The organism is Muribacter muris (genome assembly GCF_004569585.1).
In the GTDB taxonomy this organism is placed as follows: Bacteria; Pseudomonadota; Gammaproteobacteria; order Enterobacterales; family Pasteurellaceae; genus Muribacter; species Muribacter muris.
Genome location: NZ_SPPA01000006.1, coordinates 12,849 through 30,466, shown reverse-complemented (window position 1 = coordinate 30,466; position 17,618 = coordinate 12,849). Strand labels below are relative to the sequence as shown.

Sequence of the window (17,618 nt, the reverse complement as noted above, 5' to 3'; positions counted from 1 at the left end):
TGGAGGAGAAAATGAAAAAACTTTCAGGGGCAGAAATGATTGTTCACTCCCTGCGTGATGAGGGGGTGGAATATGTTTTCGGCTATCCGGGCGGTTCGGTGTTGGATATTTACGATGCAATTCACACCCACGGCGGCATTAAACACGTTTTGGTTCGCCACGAGCAAGGTGCGGTACATATGGCAGACGGCTACGCCCGTGCTACCGGCAAAGTCGGCTGCGTATTAGTTACCTCCGGGCCGGGAGCAACCAATGCGATCACAGGGATCGCCACCGCCTATTCCGATTCCATTCCGTTAGTCATCTTTTCGGGGCAAGTCCCGTCCGGCTTGATCGGTTCTGATGCTTTCCAAGAGTGCGATATGGTCGGCATTTCCCGTCCGGTTGTTAAGCATAGCTTCTTAGTAAAGCGGGCGGAAGATATTCCGGCAATCGTGAAAAAAGCCTTTTATATCGCCGCAACAGGACGACCGGGGCCTGTTGTGATTGATGTGCCGAAAGATGTGGTTAATCCGGCGAACAAATTTAACTATGAATACCCGAAAGAGATTTCTCTCCGCTCTTATAACCCGACCGTACAAGGACATAAAGGGCAAATCAAAAAAGCCTTAAAAGCCATAATGGTGGCAAAAAAGCCGATCTTATTTGTCGGCGGCGGTGTGATCAGTGCCGAAGCTCATCAAGAAGTTACCGAATTTGCGCAAAAACTGAATTTGCCGGTAACTAGCTCGTTAATGGGCTTGGGGGCTTATCCTAGCACAGACAAGCAATTTTTGGGTATGCTCGGAATGCACGGCACATTTGAAGCGAACACTGCTATGCACGAAAGCGATTTAATCCTTGGCATTGGCGTACGTTTTGATGATCGCACCACCAATAATTTGGCAAAATATTGCCCGAATGCGAAAGTGATTCACGTGGATATTGATCCCGCCTCTATCTCCAAAACCGTGCCGGCTTATATTCCGATTGTCGGCAGTGCCAAAAATGTACTGGAGGAATTTTTAGCGCTACTCAGTGAAGAAAATGTTGCAAAAAATCAGGCGGATCTAAGCGCTTGGTGGCAACAAATTGCCCAATGGCGTTCCAAAAATTGTTTGGCTTACACACAAGGCGATGTTATTAAACCGCAAGAGGTGATCCGCACGATCTACAAATTAACCAACGGCGATGCCTATGTAGCGTCCGATGTCGGTCAGCACCAAATGTTTGCCGCTTTGCACTATCCTTTCGATCTCCCTCGCCGTTGGATCAACTCCGGCGGGCTTGGCACAATGGGCTTTGGATTACCGGCAGCGATCGGGGTGAAATTTGCCCACCCTGACGCAACAGTCGTTTGCGTAACGGGCGATGGCAGTATTCAAATGAATATTCAAGAACTTTCAACCGCCAAACAATACGATACGCCGGTCGTCGTAGTGAATTTGAATAACCGTTTCTTAGGAATGGTGAAACAGTGGCAGGATATTATTTATGCCGGTCGCCACTCCCAATCCTATATGAACTCGTTGCCGGATTTCGTTAAATTGGCGGAAGCATACGGACACGTCGGCATTCAAATCGACCACCCTACCGAGCTTGAAAGTAAGCTTACCCAAGCCTTTGCGATTAAAGACAAATTAGTGTTTGTCGATATTCGTGTGGACGAAACCGAACACGTTTACCCTATGCAAATTCGGGGTGAATCAATGAAAGATATGATGTTGAGCAAAACGGAGCGAACAGATGCGTAGAACATTATCGGTCTTATTAGAAAATGAATCGGGAGCGCTCTCCCGAGTTATCGGGCTTTTCTCCCAACGTGGTTTTAATATTGAAAGCCTTACCGTTGCCCCAACGGACGATCCGAGCCTATCGAGAATGACGCTTGTCGCTCAAGGAGATGAACAGGTTCTAGAACAGATTGAAAAGCAATTACATAAACTTATTGACGTGTTTAAAGTAATCAATTTGAGTTATTGCGAACACGTTGAACGTGAAGTGTTGCTGCTCAAAGTCCGTGCGGTCGGCAGTTCGCGGGACGAAGTGAAACGGATTGTGGATATTTTCCGTGGGCAGATTGTTGATATTACCCCGAAACAATATACCGTCCAACTGGCAGGGACGAGTGAAAAACTCAATGCCTTTATCGAGACGGTCAAAGCGGAAACCACCATCATCGAAATAGTGCGATCCGGCGTAATCAGCCTGTCCAGAGGCGAGAAAAACTGCCTATAAACCAAAAATCCCCGATACATCGGGGATTTGACTATCTTTCCAAATATAACAAAAAATCGGCAACCGTATGGAACGAGCCGAAAACAATCACTGTATCCTGCTCTCCCATCCGACCAAACAGCACTTGTGCTGCGGTAGCCATATCAGGATAGCCGACCGCTGTTGCTTGCGGCAATTTTGCCGTGAGCTTTGCCAATACTGCCTCACCGCTTTGCCCCCGAACACCGCTCAAACCGGCACAATGCCACTCGTCAATCCGTTTATCTAACGGCTCGACAATGCCCGACAAATCTTTATCGACCAGCACACTGAATAAAGCGTAAACCTTACCTTGCGAAGTCTGTGCCTGTAAACGCTCGGCTAAATAACGGGCGGCGTGCGGATTATGTCCCACATCGACAATCACCTGTGCAAGCGGTCGTTTCCCGCTGAATTTTGCAAAATCACGCTTGGTTAAGCGTTGAAAACGACCAACCATTTCCGTTGCAAAAACGGCTTCCTTTATGACCGCTTGATCTACGGCAAAGGGTAACTGGGTCAATGCTGCCACGGCAGTCGCAACGTTAGGCGCAGGGATTTGCGGTAGCGGTAATTCAAAGTGATGTTGGGCAGATTGCCACTGCAAGCTGTCGGATAGTAGCGAAAATTGCCAATCTAGATCACGTTGAAAAACGTTACAATTTAACGATTTTGCGTATTCCAATACCGAATCGGGACAATCCGGCTCGCCGATCACCACCGGAATATCAGGACGGAAAATACCGGCTTTTTCCCGCCCGATAGCCTCACGGTTATCGCCCAAAAATTCGATATGATCAATATCAATCGAGGTGATGATTGCCAAACTCGGCTCAACAATATTAGTCGCATCTAACCGCCCGCCTAAGCCGACCTCTAAAATAACCACATCTAACTCGGCACGGCGGAAAATATCCAATGCCGCCAAAGTACCAAATTCAAAATAAGTGAGTGAGGCGGTTTTGTGCTGTTCAATATGATGAAAGGTGCGTACCAAGGCTTCATCGCTGACCATTTCCCCTTGAATCCGCACCCGCTCATTATAGCGGATCAAATGGGGAGACGCATACACCCCCACCCGTTTTCCCGCTTTCAACAATGCGGTTTCGAGCAATTTACAGGTTGAACCTTTGCCGTTTGTGCCGGCAACGGTAATCACATAAGGTGCAGGTTTTAATAAATCCAACTGTTCAGCGACAAGGCGAATGCGTTCTAAGCCCATATCAATCGGTTTGAAGTGGCTTTTTTCTAAATAGGAAAGCCACGTTTCCAAAGAATCCGTGGCTTTTGGGGAGATTAAAACGGACATTAGGCTGGATCTTCCACTTCAATTTCGGCATCAATCAATTCACCCGTTTTAAACGGCGTGGCTTGACGGGTTAATTTTGCCAACAAGCGAGCGAGGGTATCACGCATATCTTTGCGGTGAACGATCATATCAATCGCCCCTTTTTCCAATAAAAATTCACTGCGTTGAAACCCTTCCGGCAATTTTTCCCTCACGGTTTGCTCAATCACACGAGGGCCGGCAAAGCCGATAAGCGCTTTTGGCTCGGCAATGTTAATATCGCCCAACATTGCCAAACTGGCTGATACACCGCCTAGGGTCGGATCGGTCAATACCGAAATAAACGGCACACCCTTTTCACGCATTTTGGCTAAAATTGCACTGGTTTTCGCCATTTGCATCAGTGAAAACAATGCCTCCTGCATTCTCGCCCCGCCCGATGCGGAAAAACAGATAAACGGGATATTATCTTCAAGGGCTTTTTCAGCCGCTTTCACGAATTTTGCCCCGACAACCGATCCCATCGATCCGCCCATAAATTCAAAATTAAACGCCCCGACAACCACCGGCATATCTAATAATTTACCGGACATCACCAAAAAGGCATCTTTTTCGCCGGTCTGTTTTTGAGCAGCGCTTAACCGATCTTTATATTTCTTTAAATCACGGAATTTCAACACATCTTGCGGCTCAAGATCAGCGGCTAACTCTTCGGCGGTATCCGTATCCAGTAAATTCAATAAACGTGAACGTACATCAATACGCATATGGTGATCGCATTTCGGACAAACCTGCATATTGCGTTTTAATTCTTCGCTATACAATACCTGCTCGCAATGTGTGCATTTCGTCCAAACGCCTTCCGGAATTTTTGATTTTCCGCTGCTTGAAGACGAGGTTTTTCCTAAAATTTTTTCAATCCAGCTCATTTTTACACCTAATTTTGTGTTGAGAAAATTGCGTCTATTAAAGCATAAAATGCGTTGATTTAATAGAAAAAAGCGTAAATCGGTAACTGCTCTGATAACTAACTCACATTTTTACAAAATTTCTGCCCGATCCGACCGCTTGCCCCTTGCTAAAAAGCCAAAATCGCCGTATAAATTCACCATTTTTCTACACTCCACAGTTATGAGGAACACAATGTCTATGTTTAACCATATCCAAGCGGCACCGGCTGATCCGATTCTCGGTTTAGGTGAAGCGTTTAAAGCAGAAAGTCGTGCTGAGAAAATCAATTTAGGTATCGGCGTGTATAAAGATGCCAACGGGCAAACGCCGATTGTTAAAGCGGTAAAAGAAGCGGAAACCCGTTTACTTGCCGATGAAAAGACCAAAAACTACCTCACCATTGACGGTATCGCCGATTTTAACACTCAAACCCAAGCCTTACTTTTCGGCGAAGGGGCGGATGTAATTAAACAAGGACGGGCGAAAACCGCTCAAAGTTTGGGCGGAACAGGAGCATTACGCATTGCCGCCGAATTTATCAAACGGCAAACCAACGCGCAAAATGTCTGGATTTCAACCCCAACGTGGCCAAACCACAATGCTATTTTTAACGCCGTCGGGATCAACATCAAAGAATATCGTTACTACAATAAAGAGACTAAAGCATTGGATTGGGACAATCTGATTGCCGATTTAAGCCAAGCCGACAAAGGCGATGTGGTCTTATTCCACGGCTGTTGCCATAACCCGACCGGTATCGACCCGACTCCTGAACAATGGCAAACCCTTGCGAAAATGTCGGCGGAAAAAGGTTGGCTGCCGCTCTTTGATTTCGCCTATCAAGGCTTTGCTAACGGCTTAGAAGAAGATGCCTACGGCTTACGGACTTTCGTTCAAAACCACGCTGAAGTGTTGGTTGCCAGCTCTTACTCCAAAAACTTCGGATTATACAACGAGCGTGTCGGGGCGTTTACGTTAGTTGCCGAGAATGCCGAAGTGGCAAATAACGCGTTCAGCCAAGTAAAATCGATTATCCGTGTGCTCTACTCTAACCCGTCATCTCACGGGGCAAGTGCCGTTGCAACCGTATTAGCCGATCCGCAACTCAAAGCCTCTTGGATTGACGAGCTTACCGAAATGCGTAATCGCATTAAAGAAATGCGGGCAAAATTCGTTCAACTTCTCAAAGAAAAAGGGGCAACCCAAAACTTTGATTTTATCATTGCCCAAAACGGAATGTTCTCATTCAGCGGCTTAACCCCTGAGCAAGTCGATCGCCTTAAAGATGAATTTGCGATCTATGCGGTACGTTCCGGCAGAATCAATGTCGCCGGTATCACAAATGATAACATTGATGCCCTTTGTGAAGCGATTGTTAAAGTTCTTTAACCCTTAACGAAAATGGCTGATACAGATACAATCAGCCATTTTTTATCAGCCTAAAAGGAAGAAATATGAAACGCCTGTTTGCCATTTTTCCGCTCTTTCTGACCGCTTGTAGCAGCGAACCGTCCACCGGACTGAATAGCCAAATCACAGATGCCATAGCAGATAAAGACGCTATCGGCAAAATGCGCCTCACTCAACAAAAAATGAAACAAGATCAAGCGCAACGAGAGGCATTTGAACGAACGCAATACCACCGCCTTACTTCACCGCACTCTCCACCAAAACCTAATCATTTTTAAATACCGATAACGATAAAAAAGCACACGTTTAAGTGTGCCTTTCAACCTTTAATCTGTTATTTGGCGAGCGGTAACCAATCGAGGCTAAAGAGTAATTCCCACCAAACAATGCCTAATGTGCAGTGGATAATCAAGCTGCCGAAGGCAACGATTGCGCCGGCTGTCCACCACGATTTGATGTCGTTATAGCCTGCACCAAAGGTAATAGGGCCGGGGCCGCCGCCATAGTGCGTTACCGAGCCACCGTAGGAATTAGAGAATAGCAGTCCTAGTGCCAGCAGTTCGACAGGCGCACCGGTTACTTTACCGACAGTTGCAAATACCGGCACCATCGCTGCCACATAAGCGCCGCCAGAAGCAAATAAGTAACGCACTGCGACACTTGCCACCAAAATTGCTAATAAGGCAATATTGCCGTGATCGCCGAAATTTAACGCTTGTCCCAATACATCAGCCAACCATTTGAAGAAGCCGGCTTTATCTAAAATACCCGACATTCCGATGATCCCGCCGTACCAAATTAGCGTATCCCAGCCGGCTTTGTTTTTGCGGACATCGTCCCAAGAAACAATGTTTAACACAATGCACAGCACCATTATCGCTAACGCTACGGTAGTTGCGTTCACATTCAACACATCGGCAAAAATCCAGCACAGTAATGCAACCACGAACAACACGGCTAACGCTTTTTCACGGAAGGTCATCGGCCCAAGTTCCTCCAAGCCTTTGCGGGCTATCTCTTTGTTATCAACGGTTTTCATTTCTGGTGGGCAGATGAAGTAGCAGACGAGCGGGATTAAAAGTAAGCAGAGTAACCCCGGCACAGAGGCGGCTAAAAACCACTGTACCCAGTTGAGATTAAAGCCCAAAATCGGTGCCATTAGCGATAACGCCAACGCATTCGGTGCCATTGCGGTGAGGAAAATGTAACTCGTGGTTTTCACCACCATATACACATTCAATAGCAAATAACGCCCTGCTTTTTTTGGGCTTTGTTCCGGATCAGACCCCAATGCCACCGCTACACTGTTGATAATCGGGAACACGATTCCCCCTGCACGGGCCGTATTAGACGGCGTTGCCGGCGATAACAGCAGATCCAAAAACATCGTAACATAACCTAAACGTAAGGTCGTACTGCCCATTGCCGCAATCATATGGTAAGCAATCCGTTTGCCTAATCCGGTAATCACAAAAGCGGAACTTAACGTAAAGGCGGTAAAGATTAGCCAAGTTGTACCGGATTGATAACCGGCTAAGGTTTGGCTGACTTTCACCAATGTGGTCGCCCCGTCCGTATTGCCGATTACCGCCGCCGAAGCTGCCACCGCTGCTAATAAAATCACCGGCTCACCGTAGGGTTTCAGCACCAATCCCACAATGGTCGCTAAATATAAACCGAATAAACGCCACGCAATCAGAGAAAGCCCCTCTGGTGCTGGCAATAAAAACACGATCACCGGAATGGCAACCAGTATCGCTAATTTTTGGACTTTCGATAAAGCCATAAAATAACCTCTAAAAAGTGAATAAAATTCTGTCCAATAAAATAAAAAACCAAGTTAAACCGAGCAGATCCGCACTGCCGCCGCTGCTTAAATTCCGCTGAATGCAAGCGGTATCGAATGCCGTTAATTTTGCAATGAGAGTCTCTTTATCCTGCCGTTGAGTATCGGCTAAAATCTGCTGCGCTTGCTGTTGCACAAAGGTCAAGCCAGCTAAACCGCCACGGTGCACTACGTTGGTATCTTGGTTATGAGCCATCAGAAATAGCAGCGTTAGCCGCAAACGGTGTTCATCGTCAATGTTCGGTAAATTTTGCCAAAATGTCCAAGCCTGCCGCACGAGAGGAAAACCCTGTGCTGCTTCACCTCGTGCGCCGGTTAATCCGAATTGCCGAAAAAGTCGCATCCCTGCGGTAAGCGGCTGATTTTCAGCCGTCATCTCCAATTCTCGACAAACGCCCTTCGTCATCTCTGCCACACCATCGCATAACTGCGTCAGCCAATTCTCCGCACAGTAATGACCTTGCCCGAGTAAACGCCCTAGTGCCGTACAGACTAAGCCGAATGCAAAAATAGCGCCTTTATGGGTGTTCACCCCGCCCGTTGCCCGCCACATTGTCTGCTCGGCTTGTTGCCCAAGCGGTCGGATTGTCGCGAAAAGTTGCAACGGCGGGAGATCGAGACGATCCAAGCCGATCCGAACACAGTCGGCAAAATAGGGGCGAAGGGCTTCGGCGCTCCGCTCGAATGTTTGCACGTTCATATCACGGTGCGAGCCGTTATTTCGGCGATCAACCAAGCCCGGCTTTGGGGTCAGGTAAACTTCGTCCAGCAAGGCTTGGCGGGCTAAATCGGCAATAGTTTCCGCCAATACCCGTTTCTGCATTTCCGCTAAAATCGCCTCGGTAGAATGGGTTCGCTCTCTGGCACAGATCTTGGCATCTCGCTCGCAGACTAAACAACGGCGGGGCGAACCGCCAAAGTCGCTACGGCTCAATAGTCTGCCCTGTTCGTCAAATACGTCCAGATCCCATAGGCGACTCAGCGGCGAACGTGCTTCCAACATCATCATCGCCTGCTTGAGTGTATCGGCGGCGATAGGCAGAACAAATAACGCTTCGTGTCCTGTGGTCAGCGGGCGGATAAATTCGGCTCGTGGCGTAACGCCTAGCTTGGCGAAACAAGCGGTTAATTCCTGCAAACAGTGTGCAAAAATCGTATCAAGCAAGCCGTTTTTCTTCACTGCGCCGACTGCCAGTAACGTTACCGACAATACGGGCAGACGGAAATCCGCAATGCATTGCTGCTGCAACGCTGCCCTCTGCTCACGGGCGGCAAGTAACGCGTCAAGGCTGACGGTTGCTCCCGCCAGCGAAACGGTTTTGCAAAAATCTGCCGAGATCATACCGCTTGCCGTCCGCTACTCTGCCACTTGGTAAACTGTATCAATGATTGAACCGTCCCGATAACGCACCACTGCCACCGGTCTGTCGGTGAAGGCGATCGGTTTCGGCTTACCGGTCAGTTGATATGCCCGTTCACATAATTGTTCAATGGTGAATAAGGGGATCTTCGCTTGGGTCAATGCCTCAATTAAATCCGGTCGTTTCGGATTAACCGCCACGCCGTGATCCGTAACCAGCACATCAATATTTTCGCCTGGTGTTACGCAGGTAATCACATTGTCCACCACGGTTGGAATCCGTCCCCGCACCAGTGGCGCAACGATAATCGCCACCTGCGCCGATGCCGCCGTATCACAATGCCCGCCCGATGCGCCACGGATAACGCCGTCCGAACCTGTGAGTACATTGACGTTAAATTGGGTATCGATTTCTAATGCGCTTAAAATCACCACGTCCAAACGCTCGACCGATGCGCCCTTCGAGCTGAAATTAGCATATTGATTTGCCGACACTTCAAGGTGATTCGGATTGCGTTCCAGCGATTCCGCCGCATCTTTATCGAAACTCTGCACATCAATCAGTTTTTTGATAAGCCCCGCTTCGTGCAATGCCACCATACTGGCGGTGATGCCGCCTAACGCAAATGAGGCAGTGATATTTTTAGCCCGCATTTTATCTTCAAGAAAACGCGTTACCGCCAGTGCTGCCCCGCCTGAACCGGTTTGCAATGAAAAGCCGTCTTTAAAGTAGCCGGAGGCGAAAATCACATCGGCGGCTTTGCGGGCGATCAATAATTCACGAGGGTTAGTCGTCATTCGGGTTGCCCCGCCGCCAATTTTTTTCGGGTCGCCTACTTGCTCGACCTGTACTATAAGATCGACCTGATCCTGTGCAATACTGGCTGGATGATGTGGATAGGCAACCAACTCTTCCGTCAATAGCACCACTTTGTCGGCAAACTCGGCATCCACTTTGGCATAGCCGAGCGAACCGCATTTGCTTTTGCCGCTAAAACCGTTGGCATTACCAAATTCATCGCACGCCGGCACGCCTAAAAACGCAACATCAATCTTGATTTCACCGCTTTTGACTAAATGCACCCGCCCGCCGTGAGAATGGATATTCACTGGTTCGCTCATCAATCCTTTAGAAATTTCATCGGCAAGCTCACCTCGTAATCCTGACGAATAGATTTTGCGCACCACACCGTTTTTGATATGTTCAATCAACGGCGCGTGGGTATCGATCAGGGAGCTAGACGCTAAAATCAAATCCTTAAAGCCCATTTCGGCAATTTTCGCCATTACCATATTGACGATAAAATCGCCGCCACGGAATGCGTGGTGGAAAGACACAGTCATTCCGTCTTTCAAACCGCTTCGGCTTATCGCTTCCTCTAAAGTTTGGCACAATTTGCGATCTTTGCGGGTTTTTAAGAGTGCTTCGGCTTTCGGGATTGCTTGGTAAGCGGTGAGATCCGTGCCGTTTTTTGCAAAATCCGCAATGCGTTGTTCTCTCGTTTTCATTTCTGTTACTCCTCACGAATACCGGATTTTGACCGTTCCAATACTAATCTTGCCCGTTCAATAATCGGTGCATCAATCATTTTGCCGTTTAAAGAGACTACCCCTAAGCCTTGTTCCTCTGCCACTTGTGCCGCATTGATGATTTTGAGGGCGTGATCGACCTCTTTTTGAGTCGGAGCAAATAAATTGTGGATCAGCTCGATCTGGCGTGGGTTAATTAACGACTTACCGTCAAAACCAAGTTGTTTGATCAAGCGAGCCTCTTGCAAAAAGCCCTCTTCATTATTGGCGTTGGAATATACGGTATCGAAGGCTTGAATGCCGGCGGCTCGTGCTGCTTGTAAAATGCTGCAACGGGCAAACAGTAACTCAATGCCGTCCGCCGAGCGTTCGGTTTTGAGATTACGCACATAATCTTCTGCCCCTAATGCAATACCGATTAAACGTGGCGAGGCAAACGCAATTTGGTTTGCCTGCGTAATGCCGAGGGGCGATTCAATCGCTGCCAGTAATTTGGTGCTACCGATTGTCCGCCCGCAGCGTTGTTCAATCTCGGTAATGGCGTTATCCATTGCGATCACGTCATCTGCCGTATCGGTTTTCGGCATTCTCACCACATCAACACCGGCACGCACAACCGCATTGAGATCGGCTAAGCCAAATTCGGAATCAAGGGGATTGACCCGCACAACCGTTTCCATTGCCTGATAAAGCGGGTGTTGCAGTGCGTGTGCGACCAACATTCTGGCGCTATCTTTTTCCTTCAACGCCACCGCATCTTCCAAATCGAACATAATCGCATCGGGTTGGTAGATAAAACTGTTGCTGATCATCGCCGCATTTGAACCCGGCACAAACAACATACTGCGTCTTAATTTCATAGCATTTTCTCCCATTCGACCGCTTCGTCGCTTGCCCGTAACAGTGCCGCTTTTAGTCTTGCCCGCAGTACGCAGTCGAGTGCGCCTTTGTCCTCAATATTTACTTGCACTTTGGTAATATTTAGCTCGGAAAGCACCGCTTGCACGGTGGCGAGAATTGCATCACTAAACTGTTTGCCTACCGAACTGTTGATTTCAATTTCAACACTGTCCGACGGTGCGATACGCACCAGTGCATCGCTCGACTCCAATGTGCCGGCTAATGCAATTTTGCTAATCTTCATAAGTTTCCTTTATCGCTCAAAATAGAAAGGGGTTTATTGGGGAAGATGGTGTCCGCTGCGGGCAGCCATTTCACGCAAGCGAGGGCAGAATTTCTGCATTTGATACCCTTTGCTTGCCAATGACGGCGCATTTTGTTCAAGGTAGCGGAAGGTACTTTCCAATACATAATGGGCAAGTTCCGACCAATTCTGCTCCCCCCACAATTTCCGCACTTTTGAGGCGGAAATCGGCTGATCTTGGTACTGCTTACGAGCCAATTCCACCACTTGAATTTTAGGGCTGGCTAACTTGCTACTGTCGAGCCATTGGTGCATTTTGTGGTTATATGCCGCCGTTACCTGACATAACGGCTCTGTGCCGACAAAACGGTGGGTAATATTTAATGCAGGGGCGATGTATTGGCGGAAAATTTTGAGATCCAATTCCAAATAAAGATCGTCCGCCAAGCCTTTATCTTTTAAAAAATAGTGAGGAAAGGTCGCACGGGAAATAATATAGTCCGAGCCTTGATGCAAGGTAATACGGGAGAGATCGCTGATGCCCTGTTTCACGAGATCAAAGCGGTCTTGATAAGAGAGTTGGGAGGCATTTTCGCCCACCACAAATAAATGCAGATGGTCGCACTGTGCGAGTGCTTGTTCGATTAAATAGCGATGCCCAAGGGTAAACGGGTTGGCATTCATCACGATTGCACCGATTTTCTCCCCTTTCACCGCCATTGCCCGCCATTTTTCGCACTGTTTTTTTAAACGATTTGCACTGTTCTCAAGCAGTACCACATTCGGACGAGCATCAGCAATCGTATAAAAACCGCACGCTTTAAATAAGGCTTCGTATTCGGGTTTGGTGTAAATAAACAGATTTGGTCGCTCTAATTCATAGGCAAGATTGATTAACTCAGTGGCAAGAGTCAGGGCAACGCCTTCACCACGGCAAGCCGGTGCAATCGCCACACATTTGATAATATTGCCGGCTAAACCGCCGCAGGCAATAATCTGATCTTGATGATTATACGCCACCACAAACACTTCGATTTGAGTGTCGAGGCTTAATTGATTTTCCGAGAGAAAGGCTTCAATCGCCGTTAAATGCGTACGATTATGCGCAAAAATACGTTCAAAATACATCGCTTGAATAATTTTTAAAAACAAAATAATTATAAATTCCAAGCCTATTTTACTGAATTTTTACCCGAGATTTTGAACAAATTCGCCTTATTTGATACAGATCAAAATCCTTTCGCTCAAATGTTACACTACTGTTACTCCAACAAAAAAGTTGATAAAAATCATAACCTTTCTCTTACGTTTTAATGATAACAACGGTTAATTTGCAAAAAATAGCACTGAACAGCCCGCTTGTTTTAGGATAAAAAAGAGGGCTAACCGCCCTCTTAATATCACTCCAAAAACAGCATTATTTTTTAGTGTTTTTGCTCCAGCTATTTATGACCCCTCTGAATTTTAAGGACGCAATGCTTGCGTCCGTTTTATGGGATTGGGTTTTAAAATCTCGTCTGTTCCTGATTTTTGAAATCCCCCTAAATCCCCCTTTTTCAAAGGGGGACTTGCTCCGTCCTCTTTACAAAAGAGTAGGAAATTAGCCTTTAGAAAAAAGCGAACTCCCCTCTTTGAAAAAGAGGAGTTGGGGGAGATTTTGACAATAAAAAGGCGAACCCCAAAAGGCTCGCCTTACTGACATTAGCACGCTGAATTAAATCGTGCGTTTGATTTCCACCACTTCAAAGACTTCGATTTGGTCGCCGACTTTGACGTCATTGTAGTTTTTCACACCAATACCGCATTCCATACCGTTACGCACTTCGCCTACGTCATCTTTAAAGCGACGTAGCGATTCGAGTTCGCCCTCAAAAATCACTACGTTGTCACGTAATACACGAATTGGGTTATTCCGTTTCACCAAGCCTTCGGTAACCATACAGCCGGCGATTGCACCAAATTTCGGATGACGGAATACATCACGCACTTCTGCCAAGCCGATAATCTCTTGTTTAAATTCAGGCTGTAACATACCGCTCATTGCCGCTTTGATCTCGTTAAGCAGTTCATAAATAATGGAATAATAACGCAGATCAATATTTTCATTTTCAATGATGCGGCGGGCAGAGGCATCGGCACGCACGTTAAAGCCGACCACAATCGCATTGGAGGCTGCGGCAAGGGTCGCATCGGTTTCGGTAATTCCGCCTACGCCTGAACCAACCACTTTGACTTTGACTTCGTCCGTTGAGAGTTCGTGTAACGCTTGAACAATCGCTTCCACCGAGCCTTGAACGTCCGCTTTCACGATTACGTTCAACTCTGCGACATCGCCCTCTGCCATATTGGTAAACATATTTTCCAATTTCGCTTTTTGCTGACGTGCCAATTTCACTTCACGGAATTTGCCTTGACGATAGAGAGCAACCTCACGGGCTTTTTTCTCATCACGCACAACGGTTGCTTCATCACCGGCGGCCGGCACACCGGATAAGCCTAACACTTCGACCGGAATAGACGGGCCGGCAGCCTCGATCTCTTTGCCGTTTTCATCACGCATTGCACGCACACGACCGTACTCAAAGCCACATAAAACAATATCGCCTTTATTCAGCGTACCGGATTGCACCAAGATTGTCGCAACCGGCCCACGACCTTTGTCAAGGTAAGATTCAATCACTACGCCGGTTGCCATTCCTTCTTTCACTGCGGTAAGCTCTAAGACTTCCGATTGCAACAGAATAGCGTCTAATAGCTCATCAACGCCCGTGCCTTTTTTCGCCGAAACGTAAACAAATTGTGCTTCACCACCAAATTTTTCTGCCACCACATCGTGTTGTAACAATTCTGTTTCAACACGATCCGGATTCGCTTCCGGTTTATCGATTTTGTTTACCGCCACCACTAACGGCACATTTGCCGCTTTGGCGTGTTGAATCGCTTCAATAGTTTGTGGCATTACACCGTCATCAGCTGCGACTACCAGCACCACGATATCCGTTGCTTTCGCACCACGGGCGCGCATTGAGGTAAAGGCGGCGTGTCCCGGCGTATCCAAGAAGGTAATCATCTTACCGTCATCGGTTTCAACGTGGTAAGCACCGATATGCTGGGTAATCCCGCCCGCTTCGCCTGCTGCCACTTTCGCTTTACGGATATAGTCAAGTAAGGAGGTTTTACCGTGGTCAACGTGTCCCATAATCGTTACCACCGGTGCGCGGGTTACTTTTTCCGCATCGGTATCACGATCGCCCAATACCGCTTCTTCTAACTCGTTTTCTTTACGCAGAATAACTTTATGCCCCATTTCTTCGGCAACCAGTTGTGCGGTTTCTTGGTCGATCACTTGGTTGATTGTTACCATTTCGCCCATCTTCATCATTGTTTTGATGATTTCAGTTGCTTTCACTGCCATTTTATTTGCCAAATCGGCAACGGTAATGGTTTCCCCAATCACGACATCGCGGCTGACCGGTGCGGCGGGTTTGGTAAAGCCTTGCTGTAATGCACTGCCTTTTTTGCCCGATTTATGCTTGCCCTTACCTTTCAAATCTTTTTGATTACGGCGATCAGACTGGCGTTCGTTTTTGCTGCCGCTCTCTTCATCTCTGCCGCCTTTTTTCGCTTTGGCTACCGCCGGCTTGCTACTGCGGCTACGGTTGCCTTCGCTGCGACGTTCGGAATCACGCTCTGCTTCACGGGCATAACTGGAGGTAAAGCGGTCATCTTCGAAATCATCACTGTACGATTGGCTTTCCTCACGCTCAATTTCAGCTAAACGGCGGGCATTTTCTGCGGCACGTTTTGCGTCCATTTCGGCTTTTTGGCGAGCTAATTCGTCTTGTTTACGGCGTAATTCGGCCTCTTCTTTTTTCTTCGCCTCTTTTTCCGCATCCACGACTTTTTCCACTTTCACCGCAGGTTTAGCCGCGTCTGCTTTCGGTTTGTCCATTTTTGCTTTATTCGGCATTACCGGCGGTGCAATTTTCTTCGCTGATTCGGCCGCTTGTTGTGCCTGTTTTTCGGCTTCGGCTTTCGCTTTTGCCTCAGCTTCCGCTTGAGCGGCTTTCTCTGCGGCTTCTTTTTCCGCTCTCTCTTTTGCTTCCGCCTCTGCTTTAGCTTTTAATTTAGCTTCTTCCGCTGCTTTTTTAGCAGCTTCCGTATCGACTTTACGGGATTTACGCACTTCAACCTGCACCGCTTTCGCTTTACCGCCCGCGGTTGTGCCGCTCACCGTTGTTTTGGTACGACGCTGCAAACTGAGCTTTTTCGGCGCATCTAATTTAATTTCGTTATCACTCATTCTCTGTTCTCCCTACTGCTTAACTAAACCAACAGATTTGACGTGCCGCCATAATCAATTCACCGGCTTTTTCCGCACTCAGTTCTTCAATATCGGCCAAGTCGTCCACCCCCTGTTCTGCAAGCTCTTCAAGGGTGGTAATCTGTTTTTCGGCAAGTTTGAAGGCGATGTGGCGATCCATTCCTTCAAGGTTTAATAATTGCTCTTCAATATCCGCCTGTTTTAAGGCTTCTTCTTCGGCTAACGCCTGTGCGGTTAATACATTTTTCGCACGGGTTTGCAGTTCTTCGACTAAATCTTCGTCTTCTAAGCCGTCAATCGCCGTCAATTCATCCATTGGCACATACGCTAGCTCTTCAAGGCTGGTAAAGCCTTCATCAATCAGTAATTGCGCAAATTCTTCATCAATTTCTAAGCTGTTGATGAATAAATTGATCACTTTGTTATCTTCGGCTTGATGTTTTTTCTCTAACTCTTCGGTGGTCATTACATTTAACGTCCAACCGGTTAATTGGGTCGCTAAACGTACGTTTTGACCGTTACGCCCAATCGCTTGAGCAAGGGCTGTCGCTTCCACTGCCAGATCCATTGAGTGATTATCTTCATCGACTACAATCGAACTCACGTCCGCCGGTGCCATTGCATTGATCACAAATTGTGCCGGATTATCGTCCCACAATACAATATCAACCCGCTCGCCGCCTAATTCATTACTGATCGCTTGTACACGAGCGCCCCGCATACCCACGCACGCGCCAACGGGATCGATACGTTTATCGTTGCTTTTCACCGCAATTTTGGCTCTTGAACCCGGATCACGTGCTGCGCCTTTGATTTCAATCAGTTCTTCCCCGATTTCCGGCACTTCCAATTTGAACAACTCTTCCAACATCACCGGCTTCGCACGGGTAACGAATAATTGCGTCCCTTTTGATTCCGGCTTAATTTGGTATAACACGCCGCGCACGCGGTCGCCCGGACGGAAATTCTCGCGTGGCAACATATCTTCACGGTAAATCACCGCTTCCGCTTTAATTTCACTCTTGCCGGCTAATTCTAAAATAATGCTTTCACGGGAGACTTTTTTCACTGTCGCTGTAACAATTTTGCCTTCTTCCGAGCGAAACTCATCGATCATTTTATTGCGTTCGGCTTCACGAATTTTCGTGCTGATGACTTGGCGAGCCGTTTGCATTGTAATACGGTCGAACGCAATGGACTCAATTTCATCTTCAATAAAATCACCGAGTTGAATATTCGGATCTTCAAATTGCGCCGCTTCCAACGTAATTTCGCGGGTGTGGCTATTCACTTTCTCCACCACTAACCAGCGGCGAAAGGTGGTAAATTCACCGGTTTTACGGTCGATCACCACTCGCACATCAATATCAATGCCGCTGCTTGCTTTGCGATCTTCCCGATCCGCCGCTGCACGCTTTTTGGTTGAAATGGCAAGTGCGGTTTCGAGTGCTTCAAAAATCGCTTCTTTCGGCAATAATTTTTCATTTGATACCGCTTCAGCGGCTAATAAAATCTCTTTACTCATTCGTT

Annotated in this window: 14 protein-coding genes; 4 read left to right on the top strand and 10 right to left on the bottom strand. The window is 47.5% G+C overall.

Annotated elements, in window-relative coordinates; all coding sequences use genetic code 11:
* Positions 1-11 precede the first annotated feature (11 nt).
* Entirely contained in the window at positions 12-1,733 is a 1,722-nt protein-coding gene (locus tag E4T80_RS03800; protein WP_135055107.1) for an acetolactate synthase 3 large subunit, read from the top strand.
* Positions 1,726-2,217: an acetolactate synthase small subunit gene (ilvN, locus tag E4T80_RS03795; protein WP_047976578.1), complete on the top strand. Its 492-nt coding sequence runs from the start codon at positions 1,726-1,728 to the stop codon at positions 2,215-2,217. Before E4T80_RS03800 ends, ilvN begins: the two co-directional genes overlap by 8 nt.
* Positions 2,218-2,248: 31 nt before the next feature.
* On the opposite strand, the gene folC is transcribed toward ilvN, so the two are convergent.
* Positions 2,249-3,544 (bottom strand): bifunctional tetrahydrofolate synthase/dihydrofolate synthase, encoded by a 1,296-nt coding sequence (gene folC / locus E4T80_RS03790; protein ID WP_135055105.1) that lies wholly within the window; start codon positions 3,542-3,544, stop codon positions 2,249-2,251.
* Positions 3,544-4,452: an acetyl-CoA carboxylase, carboxyltransferase subunit beta gene (accD, locus tag E4T80_RS03785; RefSeq protein WP_135055103.1), complete on the bottom strand. Its 909-nt coding sequence runs from the start codon at positions 4,450-4,452 to the stop codon at positions 3,544-3,546. Before accD ends, folC begins: the two co-directional genes overlap by 1 nt.
* A gap of 220 nt (positions 4,453-4,672) precedes the next feature.
* Between accD and E4T80_RS03780 the strand changes: the two genes are divergently transcribed.
* Entirely contained in the window at positions 4,673-5,863 is a 1,191-nt protein-coding gene (locus tag E4T80_RS03780; RefSeq protein ID WP_194186388.1) for an amino acid aminotransferase, read from the top strand.
* 65 nt (positions 5,864-5,928) lie between these two features.
* Positions 5,929-6,162, top strand: coding sequence for a hypothetical protein (locus tag E4T80_RS03775; protein WP_135055099.1), 234 nt, complete (start codon positions 5,929-5,931; stop codon positions 6,160-6,162).
* A gap of 56 nt (positions 6,163-6,218) precedes the next feature.
* Here the strand turns inward: E4T80_RS03775 and E4T80_RS03770 are convergent, their stop codons facing one another.
* From E4T80_RS03770 to nusA, 8 genes are all read right to left on the bottom strand, one after another.
* Positions 6,219-7,670, bottom strand: a complete 1,452-nt coding sequence (locus E4T80_RS03770) for an anion permease (RefSeq protein ID WP_135055097.1) — start codon at positions 7,668-7,670, stop codon at positions 6,219-6,221.
* Between the two features lie 10 nt (positions 7,671-7,680).
* Positions 7,681-9,072, bottom strand: coding sequence for a triphosphoribosyl-dephospho-CoA synthase CitG (gene citG / locus E4T80_RS03765; protein WP_135055095.1), 1,392 nt, complete (start codon positions 9,070-9,072; stop codon positions 7,681-7,683).
* 15 nt (positions 9,073-9,087) lie between these two features.
* Complete coding sequence (gene citF / locus E4T80_RS03760; protein ID WP_135055093.1) at positions 9,088-10,599, bottom strand: citrate lyase subunit alpha; 1,512 nt, start codon at positions 10,597-10,599, stop codon at positions 9,088-9,090.
* Between the two features lie 5 nt (positions 10,600-10,604).
* Entirely contained in the window at positions 10,605-11,480 is an 876-nt protein-coding gene (citE, locus tag E4T80_RS03755; protein WP_194186378.1) for a citrate (pro-3S)-lyase subunit beta, read from the bottom strand.
* Positions 11,477-11,764 carry a citrate lyase acyl carrier protein gene (gene citD / locus E4T80_RS03750; RefSeq protein ID WP_135055091.1) on the bottom strand — a complete coding sequence of 96 codons (288 nt, stop codon included), beginning with the start codon at positions 11,762-11,764 and terminating at the stop codon, positions 11,477-11,479. The genes citE and citD overlap by 4 nt, the downstream gene beginning before the upstream one ends.
* Positions 11,765-11,797: 33 nt before the next feature.
* Complete coding sequence (citC, locus tag E4T80_RS03745) at positions 11,798-12,892, bottom strand: [citrate (pro-3S)-lyase] ligase (RefSeq protein WP_135055089.1); 1,095 nt, start codon at positions 12,890-12,892, stop codon at positions 11,798-11,800.
* A 586-nt stretch (positions 12,893-13,478) separates the two neighbouring features.
* Positions 13,479-16,067 (bottom strand): translation initiation factor IF-2, encoded by a 2,589-nt coding sequence (gene infB, locus E4T80_RS03740; RefSeq protein ID WP_135055087.1) that lies wholly within the window; start codon positions 16,065-16,067, stop codon positions 13,479-13,481.
* Between the two features lie 19 nt (positions 16,068-16,086).
* A complete protein-coding gene (gene nusA / locus E4T80_RS03735; RefSeq protein WP_135055085.1) occupies positions 16,087-17,613 on the bottom strand; it encodes a transcription termination factor NusA in 1,527 nt (508 codons plus the stop codon).
* Positions 17,614-17,618: the final 5 nt, after the last annotated feature.